Origin of the sequence: Curvibacter soli (assembly GCF_029211125.1) — a bacterium.
Taxonomy (GTDB): Bacteria; Pseudomonadota; Gammaproteobacteria; order Burkholderiales; family Burkholderiaceae_C; genus Curvibacter_A; species Curvibacter_A soli.
In genome coordinates, this window is record NZ_JARGEN010000036.1 from 26,277 (window position 1) to 47,850 (window position 21,574).

The following is a 21,574-nucleotide window of genomic DNA, read 5'->3' on the forward strand; positions in this document are numbered from 1 at the left end:
CGCAACCACAATCGAAAGCGCCGCCCACGATGGGGCGGCGCCTGCCCGGCCCGCATGCGGGCCGGGTTGCCTTGGCCCGTCAGTCGGATGCCGGCGGGCTGGCGGGCTTACGCCTGGCCCGGACGGCGTCCACCCGCCTGGCTGGGGTGCTGGCTGTCCTGGTTCTGCTGGTGCTGAGGGTTATTCTGGGCCCCCTGCCCTGCCTGCTGGTCACGCTGCGGCTTCTGCGCGTCCTGCTGGCGGTTGTTGTCCTGGCCTTCGCGCCCGGCCTGGTTCTGCCGGTTGGGGCCGTTGGGTTGCTGCTGGTTGCCGCCGGGCGTCTGGTTCTGGCTCTGGGTCATGGTCGATTTCCTTTGGAAGTGAAGTGGATGGGAACAGGTGGCCGTTCTTGCCAGCCACCGCGTTCACGGTAGGCCCCAGACCCCGGCGCCCGCGTAGGCAACGGCCTACCTTGCAGTAGGAGAGGCGGCGCGTTACCCAATCTCACATTCATATACTCCTTGGGAGTATGTACAAATAGTTATTGTATTTAGTGCGGTGCAAGACTGCCTATAGGGGAGTATCCTGCCACCCGCCCGCCATGAGCCCGTCGCGCACATGGGGATGGCGCAACACCAGGCGCAGTTCGCGCCGCATGCGCATGTTGTCGAGCTGCCGCGATTCGCCCATGAAGCCCAGCAGCGCCATGGGCAGCGCGCGTTGCGCCGCGGCGCGCTCCACGCGCGGCGGGCGCGGCATGCCGTACAGGTCGGCGGCCAGGTCGAAGTAGTCGCCCATCTTCATGCGCGTGCCGTCGCACACGTTGTAGATGCGCTGCGCCCGTCCGCGCCACAGCGCCGCTACGCAGGCGCGCGCCAGGTCGTCGGCATGGATGTGGCTCGTGTACACATCGTCCGCCGCGTGCAGCACCGGCGTGCCTTTTTCGAGCCGGACACGGGCGCCGCCCGCGCGGTCGTCCGCATAGATGCCCGGAATGCGCAGGATGCTGGCGCGCACGCCGGCACGGCCCAGGAAACGCACGGCGGCCTCGGCGTCGGCGCGGCGGTGGGCGCGCGGCGTGGCCGGGGCCGGGGTGCGCACCTCGCTGACCAGCGCCCCCCCGCAGTCGCCGTACACGCCGCTGGTGGAGCCATAGACTAGCGCCGCGGGCGGCGTGCGCATGCGCAGCGCCCGCAGCAGGGCCACAGTGCGCAGGTCGCGCCACCAAGGGTGCCGACCCTCACCAGGCGGCGGCGCCAGGTGCACGGCGTGCGTGGCGATGCCGGCCAGGCGCCGCAAGGTGGCGGGCCGGTCCAGGTCGCCGCGCAGCGGCACGATGCCGCGCGCGCGCAGCGCCGCCACGCGCTCCTTCGACGAGGTGAGCGCCAGCACGCGCGCGCCGCGCAGGCCGCGCGCCACGCGCAGCCCCACGTCGCCACAGCCCACGATCAGCACGCGCGGGCGCCGGAACCGCGCGGGCAGGGATCCAAGAGGAGTTTGGTTTGAAGGCAAAATCACGGCTCCGCTTGCATGACAACAATTCCAGAGGATAGCCAAAAGATGTCCAGCGCCACGCCCGCCGCCCCCGTGTTCCAGATCACCGTCCAGCCCAGCGGCCGCACCTTCACCGCTGCCCCCGGCGAGGCCATCCTGGCCGCGGCCATCCGCCAGGGTGTGGGCCTGCCCTACGGCTGCAAGGACGGCGCCTGCGGCTCGTGCAAGTGCAGGAAGATCGATGGCGCCGTGGCGCACGGCGAACACCAGGCCAAGGCCCTGAGCGCGGAGGAGGAAGCCGCCGGCTTCGTGCTGACCTGCTGCGCCCGGCCTCTGAGCGACGTGGTGCTCGAATCGCGCCAGGTGACCGACGAAGGCGCGTTCCCAGTCAAGAAGATGCCCGTGCGCGTGGCCCAGCTCGAAAAGAAATCGCCCGATGTGATGCTGGTGCGCCTGCTGCTGCCTGCCACCGACACGCTGCGCTACCACGCAGGGCAGTACGTCGAGTTCATCTTGCAGGGCGGCGCCCGCCGCGCCTATTCGATGGCCAATGCCCCGTACACGCAGGCCGAGCACCCCGGCGTGGAACTGCACATCCGCCACCTGCCGGGCGGCAAGTTCACCGACCACGTGTTCGGCGCCATGAAGGAAAAGGAAATCCTGCGCATCGAAGGGCCATTCGGCAGCTTCTACCTGCGCGAGGATTCGGACAAGCCCATCGTGCTGCTGGCGTCGGGCACGGGCTTTGCGCCGATCAAGGCCATCGTCGAGCACATGCGGCACCTGGGACTCACCCGCCCCGCCACGCTCTACTGGGGTGGCCGGCGCCCGCAAGACCTGTACATGGACGGCTGGGTGCGCGAGCAGGTCGCCGCCATGCCGAACCTGGCCTACGTGCCCGTGGTATCCGACGCCCTGCCCGAGGACGGCTGGACGGGCCGCACGGGCTACGTGCACCAGGCCGTGCTGGAGGACTTCGCCAGTCTGGCGGGCCACCAGGTCTATGCCTGCGGCGCGCCCATCGTCGTGGACTGCGCCCGCGCCAGCTATACGGAGCAGCGCGGCCTGCCGGCGCAAGAGTTCTATGCCGACGCCTTCACCACCGAGGCCGACAAGCACGCAGGCTGATTCATGTATCAAAAAGGCCCGCAGCGCTTATTCCACCTGCGGTAGCAGCTACTAAAACAATAGCATCCAGCCCTGCCTGCCCATGCCGCGCGAGGTCAGGCGGCGCCCCCCGCATACCAGGCGCGCGAGCGGTTGACCACGCGCACCACCAGCAGCATCACCGGCACCTCGACCAGCACGCCGACCACGGTGGCCAGCGCCGCGCCCGAATGGAAGCCGAACAGGCTGATGGCGGCCGCGACGGCCAGCTCGAAGAAGTTGGATGCGCCGATCAGCGCCGACGGGCAGGCGATGCTGTGCTGCTCGCCGACCCGGCGGTTGAGCCAGTACGCGAGTCCGGCATTGAACAGCACCTGGAGCAGGATCGGCACCGCCAGCATGGCAATCACCAGCGGCTGCCGCAGGATGGCCTCGCCCTGGAAGGCGAACAGCAGCACCAGCGTCAGCAGCAACGCCGCGATCGACAGCGGGCCGATGCGCTCCACCGCGCGGTCGAACGCGGCCTGGCCCCGGCGCAGCAGCGCGCGGCGCCAAAGCTGGGCGATGATGACTGGGATCACGATGTACAGCACCACCGAGGCCAGCAGCGTGGCCCAGGGCACGACGATCGACGACAAGCCCAGCAGCAGGCCGACGAGGGGCGCGAAGGCGAACACCATGATGGTGTCGTTGAGCGCCACCTGCGACAGCGTGAACGCCGGGTCGCCGCCGGTCAGCCGGCTCCAGACGAAGACCATCGCCGTGCAGGGTGCGGCGGCCAGCAGGATCAGGCCCGCGACGTAGCTGTCCAGTTGGTCCGCCGGCAGCCAGGCGGCAAACAGATGGCGGATGAACAGCCAGCCCAGCAGCGCCATCGAGAACGGCTTGACCGCCCAGTTGACGAACAGCGTCACGCCGATGCCGCGCCAGTGCCGGCGCACCTCGCCCAATGCGCCGAAGTCCACCTTGAGCAGCATCGGGATCACCATCACCCAGATCAGCAGGCCGACCGGCAGGTTGACCCGGGCGATCTCCATGCGGCCAACGGCCTGGAACAGGCTCGGCGCGAGCTGCCCGAGCCCGATGCCGGCGACGATGCACAGAACGACCCAGACACTCAGGTAGCGCTCGAAGAAGCCGAGGGCGGGCACCGGTGCCGTCGGGGCAGGAAGAGGGGTGGCAGCGGCCATGGCGGGCGTCAGCTCCTGGAAATGATGTCCAGCGTGGTCTGCAGATCGGCGTTGGACATCGTCTCCAGCGGCAGCATCAGCAGTTGCATCATGCGGTAGGCCATGGCCTGCCGCGTCAGCTCGAAGGCGATGCGCCGGTCCTCGTCGCTGCCGGGTGCGTTCGACGGATCGGGATAGCCCCAATGCACCTTGACCGGGCTGCCCGGCCAGTGGGGGCAGACCTCCTGCGCCGCGCTGTCGCACACCGTGATGACGATGCGCATGGCGGGCTTGTCCGGACCCACGAACTCGTCCCAGCTCTTGCTGCGCAGGCCGCTGGTGGCTATGCCCGCGTCGGCGAGCACCTGCAGGGCGAACGGGCTGATCCGCCCGCTGGGCGCGCTGCCGGCGCTGTGGGCCCGGACATCCTTGCCCATCACCCGCGCGAGTTGGTTGAGCATCGCCTCGGCCAGCACGCTGCGCGCCGAATTGTGGGTGCACAGAATCAGCACCTGGGTCGATGCCTGCGTCCCAATCTCGCGCACCTGCTTCTGGATCGCCAGGCGGTCGAGCTTTTCCAACGGTAGTTCGAGCATCAGCTCCAGGCGGCGCTTGAGCGCCAGGGCCGTGCCCATGAAGGCGCGCTTCCTGACCTCCTCGCTGCCCTCGACGGCGGCAGGGTCCGGCAGGCCCCAGTGCGCCGTGATCGGCTGGCCCGGCCAGACGGGGCAGACCTCGCCGGCGGCCTTGTCGCACACCGTGATGACGAAATCCATCACCGGCTGCCCGTCCTGGCTGAACTCGTCCCAGCTCTTGCTGCGGAACCCGGAGCCGCCGACATGCAGCGTATGCAGAGTCTCGATGGCAAGCGGGTGCACGGCGCCCTTGGGGTGGCTGCCCGCCGAATATGCCTGGAAGCGCCCGCCCCCCAGATGGTTCATGAGTCCTTCGGCGAGGATCGAACGCGCGGAATTGCCCGTGCAGATGAACAGGACGTTGAGTTTCTTGTCCGACATGGGAGCCTCCTCAGCAGCAAGAAGTGGTCGTGACGGCCACGGCGACCGGCTTGCCGCGCGGCGCCGCACCCGTGCAGCATGCGCTGGCGGGTTCGGAGCCGGCCGCACGCGATGCGCCAAACACCTCCGCGGCGCCCATCGTGCGGTAGTGCTCCCAGGCCACGCCCTGCGGGTCGGTGACCCAGTGCTTCTCGCTGCGCGCATAGCAGCACACCGTTTCGCCCTCGTCTAGCAAGGCGCTGTCCGCGGCCTGGGCGCGGGCCTTCAATTCCGCCAGTTCGGCCTCGTCCTCGGCCTGGATGCCCAGGTGGTCCAGGCCGCTGGCGTGGCCGCGCGTGGAGATGGCGAAGTTGACGCGCGGGTCTTCCAGCATCCACTTTGCATAGTCGGCCTCGACGCGGGCCGGCTGGGCGGCAAACAACCGGGAGTAGAAGGCGATGCTCCGGGCCAGATCATCGACGTGCAGGTGGACGTGAAAGCGTTTCATGGCGATCCTTGTGGGAGTTGGTTGCAGGAGGTCAACAATGGGTGCAGGCGCTGGCGCCTGCGGTGAGATCGCAGGCCCCGCCCTCGCAGCAGTGCTCGGTCAGGTAGCCCAGCAGGGCGTTCATGCGCACGAAGTCGGCGCGGTAGATGAGGTTGCGGCCCTGCGGCTCCACGCTGACCAAGCCGGCGTGCGCCAACTCCTTCAGGTGGAACGACAGCGCGTTGCGCGCCACGCCCAGCAGGCCGGCCAGCACGCTGGGCACCAGCCCGGACGGGCCGGCCACCACCAGCGCGCGAAACACGCGCAGCCGCTGGGCATGGGCCAGCGCGGCGAGGGAGGAAACGGCCTGATCTTCATCCATGGTTCAATGATACAACATTCATTGAATCATGGAAAGAAAAGCCTGAATGCCGATGTAGGACAATCCACCCTCATGAAACGCCGCCACATTCTTCTGGGCGCCACTGCCGGCGCCGCCACCGCCGCCTTCGGCCAATCGTCCCGTGTGATCCGCCTCATCGTGCCCTATGCGCCGGGCGGCCCGCTGGACATCACTTCGCGCGCGCTGGCCGAGGCCGCGCGCGGCGACCTGGGCACCATCATCGTGGACAACAAGCCCGGCGCGGGCGGCAACATCGGCGTGGACATGATCGCCAAGGCGCCCGCCGACGGCCTGACCATCGGCCTGGCGGCCACGGCCACGCACGCGGTGAACCCCTGGCTGTTCAAGAGCCTGCCCTACGACCCCATCAAGGACTTCGCCCCCATCACGCAGATGGTGCGCGTACCCAACGTGCTGGTGGTAAACGCCGAAGTCGCCCAGCGCCTGTCCATCCACACGCTGGCCGACCTGATCGCCTACGCCCGGAAGAACCCCGCCAAGCTCAACTACGGCAGCGGTGGCACCGGCAGCGCGGGGCACCTGGCCGGCGAAATGTTCAAGCAGCAGGCCGGCATCTACGCCCTGCACATTCCGTACAACGGCGGCAACCCGGCGCAGCTCGCGCTGCTGTCGGGGCAGGTGGACTTCAATTTCGACAACCTCGCCACCGCCGCGCCCAACATCCGCTCGGGCAAGCTCCGGGCGCTGGCCGTCACTTCGCTGCAGGCCAGCCCCGCGCTGCCGGGCGTGCCGCCGGTGGCCGATACGCTCAAGGGCTTTGCGATCGACACCTGGTGGGGCCTGGTGGCGCCGGCGGGCACGCCGCGCGACGTGGTGGCGCACCTGAACCAGGGCTTCGTCGCCGCGCTCGGCACGCCGGAGACCAGGACGCGCTTCGCCAGCATGATGGCCGAGCCCGTGCCCACCACGCCCGAGCAGTTCGGCGCCTTCATCAAGGCCGAGCTCGCCAAGTACGAGAAGGTGGTGAAGGCGTCGGGCGCGAAAGTCGAGTAGCCCACAAAACAAAACGCCCCACACGGGCACAGCGCGTGCGGGGCGGGGTCCCGGGCCCGGCGCCATGCCGGGGGGCTTTTTCTCTTCGCGTCAGAGCGCTTCGTTGACGCGCTCCTGCGGCATGCGCCCACCCTCCACCATCACCTCCTCGGCCACGGAAGCCCGTGGGCGCCCTCGCTTCCTGCCGCGCAGGCACGAGGGCGGCAGCGCGCGGCGGAAGTTCTCCTCCACCATCGGCCCGAGCACGAAGCCCAGCATGATCAATAGTGCAGTGTTCAACGCTAAGCAGCACATGAAACCGCGCCTTTTGCCGCATGGCGGCGTTGAACCTGGAAACGGCAGTTGCATAGCGCTCTCAGCCACGAGGTGAACGCCATCGAAGCCGTCAAGCATTGATCATCCTGGAAACGGCAGTTGGATGCGCCTGCCGGTGCCGTGATCGGGGTGCCAGGCAAGACGCGACGACGCGGCGGGCTACTGCCCGCAAGGAGGAGCAACGCCGCATGGCGCGCCGAGCGCGGTGCTGGCAGGTGCATAGCGCTCTCACCCACGAGGTGAACGCGATCGAAGCCGTCAACGCTCGATTTCATGCGGCCTGGCAAGGGATACGAAGCGGCCAACTGCCGTTTCCAGGTTCAAGTGAAATCTTGCTCCAGCGCTTGTATATCAAGCGCTGGCAGCTATTTTTTCAATAGCAATCACCAGGCATCGGGCAACCGCTCGATGCGCTGGCTGCGCACCGCCGCGAGCGCGGCGGCATCGACCAGGCCCGGCGCGATCTCGGCCAGCGGCAGCAGCGCGAAGGCCCGCTCGTGCAGGCGCGGGTGCGGCAAGGTGAGCTGCGGGTCGGCGCTGCACACGCCCTCGAAGCACAGGATGTCCAGGTCCAGCGTGCGCGGCGCGTTGCGGTAGGGGCGCTGGCGGCCCTCGGCCTGCTCGATGGCCTGCAGGGCGCGCAGCAGTTCCAGCGGTGCGAGGATGGTGGCCGCCTGCACCACGGCGTTCAGGTAGTCCGGCCCCGCGGCATCGACCGGCGCGCTGCGGTAGAGCGACGAGCGGGCCCGCAGCGCGGTGCCCGGCAGCGCGGCGATGGCCGCGGCGGCGCGCCGCAAGGTGGCCGCCGCATCGCCCAGGTTGGCGCCCAGCCCGATGGCAGCGATGGCGGCGATGGCGGCCATGGGCCTGCGCTCAGGCGTCGGCGTCGCCCGGCGCGGGCGGCGTGCCGGCACGGGCGCCGGCGGGCTTGCGCCGGCGGCGGCGCTTCCTGGCCGGGGCGTCGCCCAGGGTGGGCGGCGGCGCGCCGTCGTCATCGTCGCCAGCGGCTGCAATGTCCTCCTGCGCGTTCTCGGAGCCCGCGGCGCGCGGCCTGGCATGCACGCGCGGCCCGGGGGCGAGGCGCTGCTGGCGGGGCTTCTGCTGCTGCTCCTCGCGGGCCTGGGCGATCAGGTCTTCGCGGCGCGCGTCGTCGGCCTCCTGGAAGTCCTGCCACCAGGCGGCCAGGGATTCCTCCACCTCGCCCACGTCGGCGCGCAGGCGCAGGAAGTCGAAGCCGGCGCGAAAGCGCGGCTGCTGCACCAGTCCGTGCGGCGTGCTGCCGGCACGCTTGTCGAAGCGCGGCTGCATGACCCAGATCTCGCGCATGTCGGCGGCCAGCTTGCCGCGCCCGGAAACGTCGCCGATGCGCGCGTCGAACACGCTGTCGATGGCCTCGTGCAGCGCGGGGATGGTGTGCTGGCCCTGCGCCAGGCGCTGGTTCCAGCCGTCGTGCACGTCCGACCAGAGCACGCAGGCGAGCAGGAAGCTCGGGGCCACGGCCTTGCTCTCGGCCACGCGGCGGTCGGTGTCGGCCAGCGCGGCATGCACGAAGGCAGCGTCGGCGCGCTCGACCACCACATCGAGCAGCGGGTAGATGCCGTGCGCCAGGCCCAGCTTGCGCAACTGCGCGATGGTGGCGATGGCGTGGCCGGTCTGCAGCAGCTTGAGCATCTCGTCGAACAGGCGGCTCTGCGGCACGTCGGCCAGCAGGGCCTGCGACTGCACCAGCGGCGCGGCGGTCTTGGGGTCGAGCGCGAAGCCCACGGCGCTGAGCTTGGCCGCGAAGCGCACGGCGCGGATGATGCGCACCGGGTCCTCGCGGTAGCGCGTGGCGGGGTCGCCGATCATGCGCAGGGTCTTCTTCTGCGCGTCCTTGATGCCGCCGTGGTAGTCGACCACGATCTGGCGCTCGGGGTCGTAGTACATGGCGTTGATGGTGAAGTCGCGGCGCACGGCGTCTTCCTCCTGCGGGCCCCAGACGTTGTCGCGCAGCACGCGGCCCGATGCATCCACCGCGTGCTTCATGCCCGCCAGCGCGCTCTTGCTGGTGCGCTCGTTGCCGGCCACCTGCTCGGCGGCGGCGTTGTCGAGGTAGGCACGGAAGGTGGAGACTTCGATCACCTCATGCTCGCGCCCCCGCCCGTACACCACGTGCACGATGCGAAAGCGCTTGCCGATGATGAAGGCGCGGCGGAACAGCGCCTTGACCTGCTCGGGCGTGGCGTTGGTGGCCACGTCGAAGTCCTTCGGGTGCAGGCCCAGCAGCAGGTCGCGCACGGCGCCGCCGACGATGTAGGCTTCATGGCCCGCCTCCTTCAGCGTGCGCACCACGTCGACGGCGCGCCGGTCCACCAGCGTGGGGTCGATGCCGTGCACGGACTGCGGTACTTCCACGCGCTTGCCGAAAGTGGGCTTCTTGAGCTTGAGGGGGCCTGCCGCGCCGGTCTTGCCGAGCAGCTTGTCGATGAATTGCTTGATCATGGTTGTTCTTGGGCAAACAGCTCCAGTATGGGCCAGCCGCGCTCGGCGGCGATGGCGCGCAGGCGCGCGTCGGGGTTGGTGGCGACGGGGTGGTCCACCGTTTCCAGCAGCGGCAGGTCATTGGTCGAGTCGGAATAGAAGGTGCTGTCCACCGCGTCCCAGTCCAGGCCGCGGGCGGCCAGCCATTCGCGCATGCGGGCGACCTTGCCCTCGCGCATCGAGGGCGTGCCGTCGATCTCGCCGGTGATCCAGCCGTCGGCGCCGCGCGCCAGCCGCACGGCGATGAGTTCGTCCACGCCCAGTGCCTGCGCGATGGGCGCGGTGACGAATTCGTTGGTGGCGGTGATGATGACCACGCGGTCGCCCGCGTCCCTGTGGCGGCGCAGCAGCGCGCGCGCCTGCGGGTGGATGGCCGGGGCGATCACCTCGCGCATGAAGCCCTCGTGCGCCCGCGCGGCGGCATCGGCCCCGCGCCGGCGCACGGCTTCGGTGGCGAAGCGCACGTAGTCGTGGATGTCGAGCGTGCCGGCCTGGTAGTGGGCGAAGAACTCGTCGTTGCGGCGCGCGAACTCGCCCGCGTCGCTCCAGCCGATGCGCGTGGTGTACTGGCCCCAGGCGTAGTCGGAGTCCAGCGGCAGCAGCGTGTGGTCGAGGTCGAACAGGGCGAGTCTGGTGGTCTTCATGCGGTTGCCAGGGTTGTCCATTGCGCGGCGATGGCGGGAAACGCGCGCTGCAGGGCCGCGCGCCCTTCTTCGGCGCGCCGACGCCAGTCAGGGCCCCGGGCCAGCGCGTCTTGCCAGGCGGCGTGCAGCGCGTCGGGCTGGGCTTGCAGCATATGTTCGATCAGCGCAGCGGCCTGCTGCACGTCCTTGTGGGCCTTGGTGCGCAGGGCGCCGGCGCGCTCGCCCACCACCAGCAGCTTGTGCACCGCGTAGCGCGCCGGGGCGGGCACCGTCACCATCGCGCTGGCGCCGTTGCGGTCCATCAGCACGGCCGGCTCCACCTGCTCCAGCGAGAACTCCATGAAACGCAGCGGCTGCAAGGCCACGTTGAGGTTGGAAATGCGCACCGGCTTGTCGATGTCACTGCCGCCGTCGGTGAGGCGCGGCGAAGTGAGGAAGTCGAGCTGGAACTCCGCGTCGCCGCTGCGCCGGTATGACGCGCCCGCGTCGCCGCCCAGTTGTACCAGCGGAATGAAGCCCTGCTCGAAACTGGCCAGCGCGCCATGCACGTCGATCTGCACGTTGGCGGGCAGCGCGACCGAGATGTTCTTGCCCGCATGGGCGAAATCCACGTCGGTGGTGCGGTCCGCCGCGCGCCAGCGCAGGCCCAGCATGTTGCCGATGGCGATGAAGGCGTGGGTGCCAATCAGCACCCCCCCCGCGCGAAAAAAGCCGTATTCGGCCAGCCGACGCACCGCCCGCAGGTGCTTGGGCAAGGCCCCCGCGCAGCCCAGTGCCACGGCGGACTTGGCCAGCGGGACCAGGGTCGCATCGGGCCGCGCGGGACTGCCGCGCGCCTGCTCGACCGCGGCGCGCACGGCGTCGCTATCAGGCCCCACGTAGAGTTGCCGCACCTGGCCGTCGATGTCGCGGAAGGCAAAGTACCAATACGCCGTGCCCTTGACGGTTTTCTTCGAGAAACTGCCGTGCAGGTGGGTGATGCTGCGCTCCAGCCCGACGGCGGTGGCAACGTCGCGCAACTGGGCGTAGGCGGTCTGGGCGGAAAGGGGCAGCTCCGAGAACAAGGCAGGCATCGCGGTGGACTATACAACAATTTTAATTTTGTTGTATAACCCTCGCGCCCTGCCAGCCCCTGTGCCTCATTCGGATTCGAGCATGGCCTTGAGCAGCGGAATGGTGACGGCGCGCTGCATTTGCAGCGCATAGGCGTCCAGCCGTTCGAGCAGCGCCATCAGGCTGCCGAGGTCGCGCGAGAAGCGGGTGAGCATGAAGTCCATCACCTCGTCAGAGAGGAAGACGCCGCGCGCGTCGGCGGCCTGGCGCAGCACGGCGCGGCGCGCGGGTTCGTCGGGCGCATGGAGCTGGAACACGTGGCCCCAGCCCAGGCGGGTGCGCAGGTCTTCCCGCAGCGGCAGGTCGGCGGGCGGCAGCAGGCCCGCGGCCAGCACGCCGCGCGGCGCGCCGCTGGCGGGGCTGACGGCGTTGACGAACCAGTTGAAGGCGGCGTGCTGCTGCTCGGTGCCGTAGAGGTGCACGTCGTCCATCAACACGGCGGCCCAGCGCTCGTCGAACGCGGGCGGGCTTTGCACCGAGGGGTCGAGCCAGCCAGTGGCCGCGCCCCGCTCGGCCAGCGCCTGGCGCACGGCGTGCAGCAGGTGGCTCTTGCCGCTGCCGCCCTCGCCCCAGAGGTAGGTGGGCACGGGCGAGCGCGGCCCCTGGCCCGCCCAGAGCTGCAGGTGCCGCAGCGCGGCCTCGTTGGCACCGGGGAAGAAGCGCTCCAGCGTGGGGCCGAGGGCCAGGCCGATGTCGAGGGCGAGCTGCTTCATCGGCGGCGCGGCGTGCGGTGGCGGGTGGTGCGGGGGCGGACGGTCGATGGCATGGAGGCTGGGCGCCGGGGCGCCCCGCTTAAAATCGCGGCAATTTTATTCCCCGCCCATGCGCGCTGCGTGCGGCCCGCCCTTGCCCCTTCGTCTGCTCCCCTGCCCGCCCATCCTTCCATGAGCCCCTCCACCCCCACTCCCCTTTCGTACAAGGACGCCGGCGTCGACATCGATGCGGGCGACGCGCTGGTCGAGCGCATCAAGCCGCTGGCCAAAAAGACCCTGCGCGAAGGCGTGCTGGCCGGCATCGGCGGCTTCGGCGCGCTGTTCGAGGTGCCCAAGCGCTACCGGGAGCCGGTGCTGGTCAGCGGCACCGACGGCGTGGGCACCAAGCTCCGGCTGGCGTTCGAGTGGAACATGCACGACACCGTGGGCATCGACCTGGTGGCCATGAGCGTCAACGACGTGCTGGTGCAGGGCGCCGAGCCGCTGTTCTTCCTCGACTACTTCGCCTGCGGCAAGCTGCACGTCGATACGGCGGCGGCGGTGGTCGCAGGCATCGCGCGGGGCTGCGAGCTGAGCGGCTGCGCGCTGATCGGCGGCGAGACGGCCGAGATGCCCGGCATGTACCCCGACGGCGAATACGACCTGGCGGGCTTCGCCGTGGGCGCGGTGGAAAAGTCGATGATCCTCACCGGCCAGAACGTGCGGCCCGGCGACGCTGTGCTGGGCCTGGCGAGCCACGGCGTGCATTCCAACGGCTTCAGCCTGGTGCGCAAGGTGATCGAGCGCGCCGGCGCCAGCCTGCCCGCCGCGCTGGACGGCCAGCCGTTTCGCCAGGCCGTCATGGCGCCGACGCGGCTGTATGTGAAGCCGGTGCTGGCCGCGCTGGCCGCGCACCCGGCGGGCATCAAGGCGCTGGCCCACATCACGGGCGGCGGCCTGCTGGAGAACATCCCGCGCGTGCTGCCCGAGGGCATGGCCGCCCATCTGCGCAAGGGCGGCTGGCCGCGCACCGAGCTGTTCGCCTGGCTGCAGCAGGTGGCGGGCATCGACGACGCGGAGATGAACCGCACCTTCAACAACGGCATCGGCATGGTGGTGGTGGTGGATGCGGCGCAGGCCGACGCCGTCGCCGCCACGCTGCGCGCGCAGGGCGAGACGGTCCACGCCATCGGCGTGATCGCGCCGCGCGGCGACGCTGCGCCGGTGGTCGTGCGTTGAACGCCCCGGCCTTGCGAGGCAGCGCGCTCGCCAGCTACCTGCTGGTCGCCGCGACGCTGCTGCTGGTCATGTGGCAGGGCCTGCTGTCGGGCCTGCTGTGCGTGTGCATCGGCTTCCTGGCCACGCGCTGGCTCGCGCGCGCCATCGGCGCCGGGCTGGCGCGCCTGCGGCTCCCGCGCCCCGGCACGGCCGGCGCGCTGGCGGTGCTGCTGGTGCTGCTGGGCCCGCTGGCGCTGCTGACGCTGGGGCTGTCGCAGTCACGCACCTACATCCTCGACGCGCCCGAGCAGTACCGCGAGCTGCTGAACTTCATCGCGCGCACCGTGCTGGAGCTGCGCGACAAGCTGCCGCCCGACCTGGCCGCGTACCTGCCCGAAGGCGCCCAGGGCGTGCAGCGCATGGTCGCCAGCTACCTGCACGCCCAGGCCGGCACGCTGGCGCTGGCGGGCCGGGCCTGGCTGCACACCCTGCTGTTCGCCTACGTGGGCCTGGTGGTCGGCAGCCTGGCGTCCGCCGCCGCGCCCGTCGCCGCGCGCAGGCCGCTGGCCGCGCAACTGCACCGGCGCGCCACGCTGTTTGGCGATTCCTTCCGGCAGATCGTCGCGGCGCAGTTCTGGATCGCCGCCTTCAACGCCTTCCTGACCGCCGTGTTCCTGCTGCTGGCGCTGCCGCTGGCGGACATCCACCTGCCCTACCGGCCCGCGCTGGTCACACTGACCTTCCTGGCCGGGCTGGTGCCCATCGTGGGCAACCTGGTCTGCAACGCGGTGATGACGCTGGTGGGGCTGTCGGTATCGCCCACCGCGGCCCTGGCCTGCCTGGCGTTCCTGGTGCTGATCCACAAGGCCGAATACGTCATCAACGCCAAGGTGGTGGGCGCGCGCACCCAGATGGCGGTGTGGGAGCTGCTGGCCGTGATGTTCGTGGCCGAGGCAGTGTTCGGCCCCGCCGGGCTGGTGGCCGCGCCGCTGTTCTACGCCTACGCCAAGAAGGAGCTGCAGGCGCACGGGCTGGTGTAGCAGGCTGCCAGAGGATATTGTCCTGAAATGACCGGTTTTCGTCGCATTCCGGGTGGCTGAAAATCCGCCACCGCCCAAGAATACTGCGGTGCACGATAGCCGGTTGCGGGGGATTCTTTCATGAAAACTTGTCTCATAGTGATCGACGCGCAAGAGTCGTTCCGCCACCGCCCCGACTTCCGCGAAGACACGCTGCCCGCCTACCTGCAGGCGCAGAACGCGCTGATCCAGGGCTGCGCGCAAGCCGGCGCACCCGTGGTGCGCGTGCTGCACAGCGACGGCCCCGAGGAACCCGCCAACCCGTTCGCGCCGGCATCGGGCCATGTGCGCCCGCTCGAAGGGCTGGCCGCGTTCGCGCCCGCGGCGCAATTCACCAAGCACCGCCACAGCGCGCTGGTGGGCACGGGGCTGGACGTGTGGCTGAGCGCCAACGGCATCGGCCGCATCGTCGTGAGCGGCATCCGCACCGAGCAGTGCTGCGAGACCACCACGCGCCACGCCAGCGACCTGGGCTGGCAGGTGGACTACGCGCCCGACGCCACGCTGACCTGGGACATGGCCCAGCCCGACGGCACGCCGCTGGCCGCCGCCATCAAGGCCCGCACCGCCACCGTGCTGGCGGGCCGGTTCGCCACCATCTGCACCGTAGACGAAGCCCTGCGGCGGCTGCGCTCCGCCTGAACCGCAAGGACACCCCATGCTGGAACTGCGCCCCACCTGCGAGCACTGCAACGCGGCGCTGCCGCCCGCCTCGACCGAGGCGCGCATCTGCAGCTTCGAATGCACCTTCTGCGCCACCTGCGCGCAGGACGCGCTGGGCAACGTGTGCCCCAACTGCGGCGGCGGCTTCGCGCCGCGCCCCATCCGCCCCGCACACGACCTGCGCGGCGGCAATGACCTGGGCCACTACCCGGCCAGCACCACGGTCAAACACCGGCCTGCCGACCTGGCGGCGCATGCGGCGCTGGTGGCGGCGCTGGCCGGCCTGGCGCCCGAATGCCGGTGACGGCGGGCGGCGCGGCGGCGCCCAGCCACGGCGCCATCCGCGTCGTCTTCGTGCTGCTCGACGGCAGCCTGGTGCTCGACTGGGCCGGCCCCGCCGAGGCGCTGCGCATCGCCAACCAGCACCTGCGCGCCATGGGGCAGGCCGAGCGCTTCGCCATCGAGTTCGCCGGCCCCGCGCCGCAATCGACCGGCTCGCTCGGCATCGCGCTCGCGGGGCTGGCGCCGCTGCCCGCGCTGGACGCGGCGCACGCCCCGCCCGCGTGGGTGGTGCTGGTCGGCCTGCCGGGCCAGACCATCGACGTGGGCGGCGCCCAGGCGCAGGCGCTGCTGGCCTGGCTGCGCGGCCTGCGGCTGGCGCGCGGGCGCGTGGAACTCGTGGCCGTCTGCGCCGGCGCGCTGCTGGCCGCGCATGCCGGGCTGCTGGCGGGCCGGCGCGCCACCACGCACCACGAGCACCTAGACGAATTGCAGCAGGCCGAACCGCGCTGCGACGTGGTGGCCAACCGCGTGTTCGTGGCGGACCCGCCCGTCTACAGCAGCGCGGGCGTGACCGCGGGCATCGACCTCATGCTGCACCGCATCGCCGAGACCTGCGGCGACGCGCTGGCCGCGCGCGTGGCGCAGACCATGGTGGTGGCGCTGCGGCGCGGGCCGCACGACCCGGCGCTCTCGCCCTTCCTGGCCCACCGCGACCACCTGCACGCCGCGCTGCACCGCGTGCAGGACGCGGTGAGCGCGCGCCCGCAGGACGATTGGACGGTGCCGCGCATGGCGGCGCTGGCCGCCACCTCGCCGCGCAACCTGGCACGCATCTTCGCCGAGCATGCGGGCATCGCGCCGCTGCTGTGGCTGCGCGGCCTGCGCCTGGCCATGGCCCAGGCCGCGCTCGCCGCGGGCGCGAACGTCACGCAGGCGGCGCTGGGGGCGGGGTTCGCGTCGGATACGCAACTGCGGCGGGCGTGGCGCCAGTTCGGGCTGGCGGGGTCGCCGGGCGGGGGGCGGCGGGCGGACTGATTGCGAAACAAGCGACTGTTGTCGAACGCCTGCTGTAAACCGACGTCCAGCAGGACTTGGGGATTGTGGCGACCATAGTGATCGGTCAGTTCGTGATTTCTTGATAGCCCATGTCGGCCGCCATGCAGCGCACGCCTGCAACGAAGACCCGCAGACTGTGTGAACGGTTGCTGACGGGGCGCAGGTGTCGGGCCATGGCGCGCGCGCCACTGTTTTTCTGAAACGCGGGCACAAGGCGTTTGACTTCCACAGAGGGCTTTTGCCAGTCGTCGGGGTCGGTAAAGCGCTTGCGGTGCGCAGGGGTATCCGCCCTGGGCGTATCGAAGGCCGCGGCCAGGGCCGCCAAATCGCCGAGGTACCAGCTTTCGAGTTCTTGGCAGACTAGGTAGGCGTATCAGCGTCTCCGGGCGTCCGGCTTGCTCACACAAGGTCCGCAATCCAGCCTTCAGGTCGATGCAGTTGGCGCTGTCGTTGTCGCGCACGATGACGAAGCGGTCGCCCGGAATGCGCCACGCTGCCAGCTTGCGCGGGATGCTGCGATCCAGATCACTTTTGCCTTGATGCGGTACGCACTGAAAGTGTTGGCCGTCCACCCAACCGGGGAAGAGGCGCGGCAGCCAGTCGTCAAGCAAAGCCCGCATCGAAGACTCTTCGAGCAGGAAGACGATGCGCCCCTGCATCAGCACACATCCTTGTTGAGCCCCTCGAACAGGCCCTGCTTCCACAAGTAGCCGGGGAGGTCGCCCGCGTCGAACAGGGAGCGCAGATTTTCGGAGTCGCTGGCGCGTGTGATGGCGGTGAACCCCTGATCCTTGCGCAGGCAGTAAATTTCATCGAGCGTCAGCGCGTTCAGAAAATCGGGCGAATGCGTGGAGATGAAGACTTGGCCGCCACGCTCGGCATAGTCGCGGAACTCCTCAGCCAACTCGAGCAGCAGTTCGGGGTAGAGCTGGTTCTCGGGCTCTTCGACTGCCAGCAGTGGGTAAGGCTTGGGATCGTTGAGCAGCACGAGGTAGGCGAACATCTTGATCGTGCCGTCCGAGACGTAGCGGGCGATGAAGGGGTCCTTGAAGCTGCCGTCCTGGAAACCCAGCACCAGACGCCCATCCTCTGTTTGCTTGGGCTCTACCACCGATACACCCGGCACACGACGCCGCATGGCATGGAGTACGCGGTCGAAGCGGTCACGATGGTGCTCAAACAGGTAGTTGGCGACCAGCGACAGGTTGTCGCCACGGGTCGAGAGGTGTTCGGCAAAGCCGTCTTCCTGGCTAGGACGGGCCTCGGAGACGTGGAAGTCGGAAATGTGCCAGTTCTCGATCATCAGCCGAAAGGCACTGGCGGCCTTGAAGCGCTCGAACTGGCCCAGGCCCTTGATGGCGAGGATGTCGGGCGCATCAAGTTCCTGCTCTTCGCGGGCCAGTTCTTCGTCGGGCCTGGAGAAATCTTCCTCATTGGTGATGGCATAGCCCTTGCCCGCCGAGAAATCGAGGAAGCGGAACGGCGCGCCGTAGGCACCGCGCTTGTAGCGCAACACTTCGCGCTCGACCAGCGGCTTACCGTCCTTGCCTGGAGCGATCTTGAGAACATAGGTCACCAGCCGCTCGCGGCCGGTGATCTCCAGGCGGAACTGCAGCGTGATCTCGATGGGTTCATGCGCAAAGCCCCGGCTCGCCACTTCGCGGTAGCCGCCGCGCTTGGCCAGTGCCTTGCCCACGTTCATCGACAGAGCATCCTTGAGAAAAGAGAATATGTCGAACAATGTGGATTTACCGGTGCCGTTGGCACCGACCAGCACGCACAGGCGCGGAACGTTTTCCAGCATTGCATCGCGGAACAGCCGATAGTTCTTGATGGCAATGGATTCAATTTGCATGGGTTATTCCTTCGACAGCGTTTGCTGAATCATGGCGCTGAACGCCTGTTGCCCCCATCTTGCCGAGCCGAGGTGCCGCCTCAGTCAGCCAGATAACGGTCTCCGCGACCTCGATCTGGCAGAAGACGGGACGCCTGGTCCGGTAGTCGTATTGCCGAATGGTGTCTTTAGGCATCAGGCGACGCCTGATGGCGCTATCGCCAAGCATTCTAGAAGCGGGTCAGCCCCCGTTGCGCCGCAGCGCCGCCACCCGCTCGGCGATGGCGGCGATGTCCGCGCCTTCCGCCGCATGCTCCAGGTAGGCTTCGAGGTCCGTCACCGCGGCGCTGCGGTGGCCCTGCTCGGCCTGCGCCAGGCCGCGGTCGCGGTACTCGCTCCAGGCCTCGGGCAGCAGCACGATCAGGCGGTCCTGCACCGCCACCAGGCGGGCCCAGTCCTGCTGCGCGCGGTGGATCTCCTTCAGGTTGCGCAGCATGCGCGCGACGGTCTCGCGCGGCGTGGCGGCCTGCAGGTACAGGCCCAGCGGCACATGGAAATCGTCGGCTGGCCGCGCGCGGCGCGTGTAGGGCTCCAGCCGCTCGGCGAGTTCCTCGCGGCTCAGCGAGCGGCCGTTGAACGGGTCGATCACCACCTGCCCGCGCGGCAGGTCCACCTTCACCATGAAATGGCCCGGGAAGCCCACGCCGCATGCCCGCAGCCCCAGGCCCTGCGCCAGTTCGAGCCACAGCACCGCCAGCGAGATCGGAATGCCGCGGCGCGTGCGCAGCACCACGCTGAGGTAGCTGTTGTCGGGGTCGTAGTAGTCGTTGACGTTGCCGCCGAACCCCATGTCGAGGAAGAAGAACTGGTTGAGCGCGCGCAGGCGCTGCAGGGCCGGGGCATCGGCGGCCACGCGGCGGTGCAGGCGCGCCTGCAACTGGTCCACGTCGCCCAGCACCTGCTGGAGATCGAGGTCCGGGTATTCGTCCTGCGCCAGGCTGGCGGCGGCTTCGAGCAGTGGAAAGTACTCCTCGCTGCGGACCAGCGCGTCGAAGTAGGCCAGCGGCGAGGGCGCAGGGTAGCTGAACTGCATGCGTCGATTTGTACCGCAAAAGGCCGCTGGCCGCCAAATACCATGCTCGCGGCGCGCCGGCATCGCCCTGCGGGCTTTGCCGGCGGCGCAGTTCTGCCAGCTCGCCGATCAGCGCGTCGATCTGCCGCTGCTGGCGGAAGATGGTGTGGTTGTTCCTGCAGATCCTCGGCAAAGCTGGCCTTGATCTCCAGCGCCATAAGGCGCTGTTCGGTGCCGGTGTTCGGGTGTTCCAGGCCGCCATTGTCCGCATGGGAGTGCCAACAGATTTGTCAGGCCATGTCCGCCTGAATCACTCCAACGGGCCTCCACGAAAGCCGGGGCGATTCAGGACGCCGCGCACCTTGTCGATAATGTCCAGCGTCGCATCCCATCGGGCTGCGCGGAGCACTGTCGATGCGTTTGTTGATCATTGAAGACGATGACCTCCTTGGGGACGCCTTGGCCACCGGATTGCGCCAGCTCGGACACGCCGTCGACTGGTTCGGCGACGGCGCCAAGGCAGACGCAGCCCTTGCCGGCGCGGCTTTCGATGCCGTGGTGCTCGATCTTGGCCTGCCTCGCGGCGACGGCATGATGTGGCTTCGGCGATGGCGCAAAAACGGCCTCAAGATGCCGCTGCTGATTCTCACGGCGCGAGACGGCATCGAGCAGCGCATCGACGGACTGGATGCGGGCGCTGACGACTACCTGGTCAAACCGATCACCATCGACGAACTGGCCGCTCGTCTGCGGGCCCTGGTCCGCCGCACCGCAGGCCAGGCCCAGGCCTCTTGGCAACACGGCAAGCTGGAGTACGACCCGGCGACCAAGGTGGTGCGATGGAAGGGCGTGCAAGTCGAGCTGACCGGGCGTGAGCTGACACTGCTCGAAGCGCTGTTGAGCCAGTCGCAACGCGTATTGTCCAGGGCACATTTGCTGGAGAAGCTCTACGACTGGAGCGGTGCTGAACCCGAAAGCAATGCGCTGGAGGTGCACATCCACCACCTGCGCCGCAAGATCGACCCGAACATCGTGCGAACCGTGCGCGGCGTGGGCTATGCGATCGGCTCCGGCGAGGCCGCTTCGTGAGTCTCCAGCGCCGGCTTCTGCTGTACCTGCTGGTCTGCGCTCCGCTCGTCTGGGGCGTCGCGCTGTACTTGTCCATCAGCAGAACTCAACATGAGGTCAACGAACTCTTCGACGCCGAGCTGATACGACTGGCGCGCCAGATTCAGGCCACCTTGGGCCCCGGGTTTCCATCGGAAACGGCGCAACTTCCCGCCGCGCCGCGGGCAGGTGCCGCCGACAAGGGCGACGCCGACGTTCGCGATTTTGCGGTGGCCATCTGGGACCGGAGCGGCCGCCTGCTTCTGTCCGACCGCGAAGGCGTCCAGTTGCAGCATCGCCCCAACCGGAGCGGCTTTATCGACGAAGACATCGACGGTAAGCCGTGGCGCGCCTACTACCTTCAGTCCTTCGATGGTCGCTGGCTGGTGGCAGCCGCGCAGCGTACCTACGAACGCAACGAACTGGTCTATGGCCTGACCGTCACCCAGATCGTGCCCTGGCTGCTGCTGCTGCCGATCCTGCTCGCGGTCATGGCGTCGGCGATTCGCCGCGCCCTGTCGCCAATGGCGAGGCTGACCGAGGCGCTGCAGGGGCGCCCCGCCGACGATCTGCGGCCCCTTGCCGAAGACCGGGCACCGGCCGAACTCAAGCCGCTTCTGAGCGCCCTGAACGGCCTCTTCCAACGGATCGAAAAGTTGCTGGTGCGGGAACGGCGCTTCACCGCCGAGGCGGCACACGAACTTCGCACTCCCTTGGCCGTGCTCCGGGCGCAATGGGACGTCGTGCGGCGTTCCAGCAACCCGATCGAGCGAACCAAGGCCGAGGACAAGCTCAGCACAGGCATCGACCGGATGGGCCGGCTTGTCACCCAGATGCTCGCGCTGTCGCGCGTCGAGTCGGGAACGACGCCGGCGTTCAACGAAGTGTGCTGGACGCCAATCGTCGAACAGGCGGTGAGCGATTGCCTCGCGCTGGCCGAACGCCGCGGGATCGATCTGGCCTGCGAGTGGCCGCTGCAAGGCCGGCATCCGATGCCGCTGCTGGGCGACGAGCACCTGCTGGCCGTGCTGCTGCGCAACCTGCTGGACAATGCCGTGCGCTATGCCCCAGCAGGCACTGGCGTGACGCTGCGCATCGCGTCGGACACCATCGAGGTAGAAAACCAGGGGCCGGCACTGACGGCCGAGCAGTTGGCCCAGCTTGGCGAGCGCTTCTACCGGCCCGACGGCCAGCAGGAGGGCGGCAGCGGCCTGGGCCTGTCCATCGTGCGGCGCATCGCCGAGTTGCACGGGCTCGAATTTCAGTTCGGCCCGCTGGCCGACGGATCCGGTGTCAAGGCGATCCTGCGACGCGACGCTGCCCACCGCTGA

General features: G+C 69.2%; 25 protein-coding genes and 1 pseudogene. 9 read left to right on the forward strand and 17 right to left on the reverse strand.

Features of this window, described 5'->3' with window-relative positions; genetic code table 11:
- Positions 1–107: 107 nt before the first annotated feature.
- A complete protein-coding gene (locus PY257_RS09375) occupies positions 108–341 on the reverse strand; it encodes a hypothetical protein (RefSeq protein ID WP_275741111.1) in 234 nt (77 codons plus the stop codon).
- Between the two features lie 208 nt (positions 342–549).
- Positions 550–1,491, reverse strand: a complete 942-nt coding sequence (locus PY257_RS09380) for an NAD-dependent epimerase/dehydratase family protein (protein WP_275741146.1) — start codon at positions 1,489–1,491, stop codon at positions 550–552.
- 48 nt (positions 1,492–1,539) lie between these two features.
- Between PY257_RS09380 and PY257_RS09385 the strand changes: the two genes are divergently transcribed.
- Positions 1,540–2,601 carry a CDP-6-deoxy-delta-3,4-glucoseen reductase gene (locus PY257_RS09385; RefSeq protein ID WP_275741112.1) on the forward strand — a complete coding sequence of 354 codons (1,062 nt, stop codon included), beginning with the start codon at positions 1,540–1,542 and terminating at the stop codon, positions 2,599–2,601.
- Positions 2,602–2,696: 95 nt separating this feature from the next.
- On the opposite strand, the gene arsB is transcribed toward PY257_RS09385, so the two are convergent.
- The 5 genes and pseudogenes from arsB to PY257_RS09410 form a co-directional block, all read right to left on the reverse strand.
- Positions 2,697–3,770 (reverse strand): ACR3 family arsenite efflux transporter, encoded by a 1,074-nt coding sequence (arsB, locus tag PY257_RS09390; RefSeq protein ID WP_275741113.1) that lies wholly within the window; start codon positions 3,768–3,770, stop codon positions 2,697–2,699.
- An 8-nt stretch (positions 3,771–3,778) separates the two neighbouring features.
- Positions 3,779–4,285, reverse strand: a complete 507-nt coding sequence (locus tag PY257_RS09395; RefSeq protein WP_275741147.1) for an arsenate reductase ArsC — start codon at positions 4,283–4,285, stop codon at positions 3,779–3,781.
- Positions 4,274–4,765, reverse strand: a pseudogene (locus tag PY257_RS09400) (arsenate reductase ArsC); the annotation flags it as partial. The pseudogene PY257_RS09400 and the gene PY257_RS09395, both read right to left, overlap by 12 nt.
- A 10-nt stretch (positions 4,766–4,775) precedes the next feature.
- Positions 4,776–5,252 (reverse strand): ArsI/CadI family heavy metal resistance metalloenzyme, encoded by a 477-nt coding sequence (locus PY257_RS09405; protein ID WP_275741114.1) that lies wholly within the window; start codon positions 5,250–5,252, stop codon positions 4,776–4,778.
- 31 nt (positions 5,253–5,283) lie between these two features.
- Complete coding sequence (locus PY257_RS09410) at positions 5,284–5,613, reverse strand: ArsR/SmtB family transcription factor (protein WP_275741115.1); 330 nt, start codon at positions 5,611–5,613, stop codon at positions 5,284–5,286.
- Between the two features lie 72 nt (positions 5,614–5,685).
- Between PY257_RS09410 and PY257_RS09415 the strand changes: the two genes are divergently transcribed.
- Entirely contained in the window at positions 5,686–6,648 is a 963-nt protein-coding gene (locus PY257_RS09415) for a Bug family tripartite tricarboxylate transporter substrate binding protein (RefSeq protein WP_275741116.1), read from the forward strand.
- Between the two features lie 90 nt (positions 6,649–6,738).
- Here the strand turns inward: PY257_RS09415 and PY257_RS09420 are convergent, their stop codons facing one another.
- From PY257_RS09420 to hda, 6 genes are all read right to left on the reverse strand, one after another.
- On the reverse strand, positions 6,739–6,906 hold the full coding sequence (locus PY257_RS09420) for a hypothetical protein (protein ID WP_275741117.1): 168 nt from the start codon (positions 6,904–6,906) through the stop codon (positions 6,739–6,741).
- 440 nt (positions 6,907–7,346) lie between these two features.
- Complete coding sequence (gene folK / locus PY257_RS09425; protein ID WP_275741118.1) at positions 7,347–7,826, reverse strand: 2-amino-4-hydroxy-6-hydroxymethyldihydropteridine diphosphokinase; 480 nt, start codon at positions 7,824–7,826, stop codon at positions 7,347–7,349.
- Between the two features lie 10 nt (positions 7,827–7,836).
- The gene (pcnB, locus tag PY257_RS09430; protein WP_275741119.1) at positions 7,837–9,444 is read right to left on the reverse strand and encodes a polynucleotide adenylyltransferase PcnB; all 1,608 of its coding nucleotides are present in this window, start codon (positions 9,442–9,444) and stop codon (positions 7,837–7,839) included.
- Positions 9,441–10,127, reverse strand: a complete 687-nt coding sequence (locus PY257_RS09435; RefSeq protein WP_275741120.1) for a histidinol-phosphatase — start codon at positions 10,125–10,127, stop codon at positions 9,441–9,443. Before PY257_RS09435 ends, pcnB begins: the two co-directional genes overlap by 4 nt.
- On the reverse strand, positions 10,124–11,200 hold the full coding sequence (locus PY257_RS09440) for a nucleotidyltransferase domain-containing protein (protein WP_275741121.1): 1,077 nt from the start codon (positions 11,198–11,200) through the stop codon (positions 10,124–10,126). Before PY257_RS09440 ends, PY257_RS09435 begins: the two co-directional genes overlap by 4 nt.
- A 66-nt stretch (positions 11,201–11,266) precedes the next feature.
- A complete protein-coding gene (hda, locus tag PY257_RS09445) occupies positions 11,267–11,953 on the reverse strand; it encodes a DnaA regulatory inactivator Hda (protein WP_275741122.1) in 687 nt (228 codons plus the stop codon).
- Between the two features lie 171 nt (positions 11,954–12,124).
- Here hda and purM point away from each other — a divergent pair, with 171 nt between their 5' ends.
- The 5 genes from purM to PY257_RS09470 all read left to right on the forward strand — a co-directional run bounded on the left by purM (position 12,125) and on the right by PY257_RS09470 (position 16,209).
- Complete coding sequence (purM, locus tag PY257_RS09450) at positions 12,125–13,171, forward strand: phosphoribosylformylglycinamidine cyclo-ligase (RefSeq protein ID WP_275741123.1); 1,047 nt, start codon at positions 12,125–12,127, stop codon at positions 13,169–13,171.
- The gene (locus PY257_RS09455) at positions 13,168–14,190 is read left to right on the forward strand and encodes an AI-2E family transporter (RefSeq protein ID WP_275741124.1); all 1,023 of its coding nucleotides are present in this window, start codon (positions 13,168–13,170) and stop codon (positions 14,188–14,190) included. The genes purM and PY257_RS09455 overlap by 4 nt, the downstream gene beginning before the upstream one ends.
- A gap of 120 nt (positions 14,191–14,310) precedes the next feature.
- Positions 14,311–14,871 carry an isochorismatase family protein gene (locus tag PY257_RS09460; RefSeq protein ID WP_275741125.1) on the forward strand — a complete coding sequence of 187 codons (561 nt, stop codon included), beginning with the start codon at positions 14,311–14,313 and terminating at the stop codon, positions 14,869–14,871.
- A gap of 16 nt (positions 14,872–14,887) precedes the next feature.
- Complete coding sequence (locus PY257_RS09465; RefSeq protein WP_275741126.1) at positions 14,888–15,196, forward strand: DUF1272 domain-containing protein; 309 nt, start codon at positions 14,888–14,890, stop codon at positions 15,194–15,196.
- Positions 15,187–16,209 (forward strand): GlxA family transcriptional regulator, encoded by a 1,023-nt coding sequence (locus PY257_RS09470; protein ID WP_275741127.1) that lies wholly within the window; start codon positions 15,187–15,189, stop codon positions 16,207–16,209. The genes PY257_RS09465 and PY257_RS09470 overlap by 10 nt, the downstream gene beginning before the upstream one ends.
- An 85-nt stretch (positions 16,210–16,294) precedes the next feature.
- Here the strand turns inward: PY257_RS09470 and PY257_RS09475 are convergent, their stop codons facing one another.
- From PY257_RS09475 to PY257_RS09490, 4 genes are all read right to left on the reverse strand, one after another.
- A complete protein-coding gene (locus PY257_RS09475; RefSeq protein ID WP_275741128.1) occupies positions 16,295–16,555 on the reverse strand; it encodes a hypothetical protein in 261 nt (86 codons plus the stop codon).
- Between the two features lie 333 nt (positions 16,556–16,888).
- Positions 16,889–18,085 (reverse strand): AAA family ATPase, encoded by a 1,197-nt coding sequence (locus PY257_RS09480; RefSeq protein ID WP_275741129.1) that lies wholly within the window; start codon positions 18,083–18,085, stop codon positions 16,889–16,891.
- Positions 18,075–18,260, reverse strand: a complete 186-nt coding sequence (locus tag PY257_RS09485; RefSeq protein WP_275741130.1) for a hypothetical protein — start codon at positions 18,258–18,260, stop codon at positions 18,075–18,077. Before PY257_RS09485 ends, PY257_RS09480 begins: the two co-directional genes overlap by 11 nt.
- A 45-nt stretch (positions 18,261–18,305) precedes the next feature.
- The gene (locus PY257_RS09490) at positions 18,306–19,157 is read right to left on the reverse strand and encodes a SirB1 family protein (RefSeq protein ID WP_275741131.1); all 852 of its coding nucleotides are present in this window, start codon (positions 19,155–19,157) and stop codon (positions 18,306–18,308) included.
- Positions 19,158–19,550: 393 nt separating this feature from the next.
- Here PY257_RS09490 and PY257_RS09495 point away from each other — a divergent pair, with 393 nt between their 5' ends.
- On the forward strand, positions 19,551–20,225 hold the full coding sequence (locus PY257_RS09495) for a response regulator (protein ID WP_275741132.1): 675 nt from the start codon (positions 19,551–19,553) through the stop codon (positions 20,223–20,225).
- The gene (locus PY257_RS09500; RefSeq protein WP_275741133.1) at positions 20,222–21,574 is read left to right on the forward strand and encodes an ATP-binding protein; all 1,353 of its coding nucleotides are present in this window, start codon (positions 20,222–20,224) and stop codon (positions 21,572–21,574) included. The genes PY257_RS09495 and PY257_RS09500 overlap by 4 nt, the downstream gene beginning before the upstream one ends.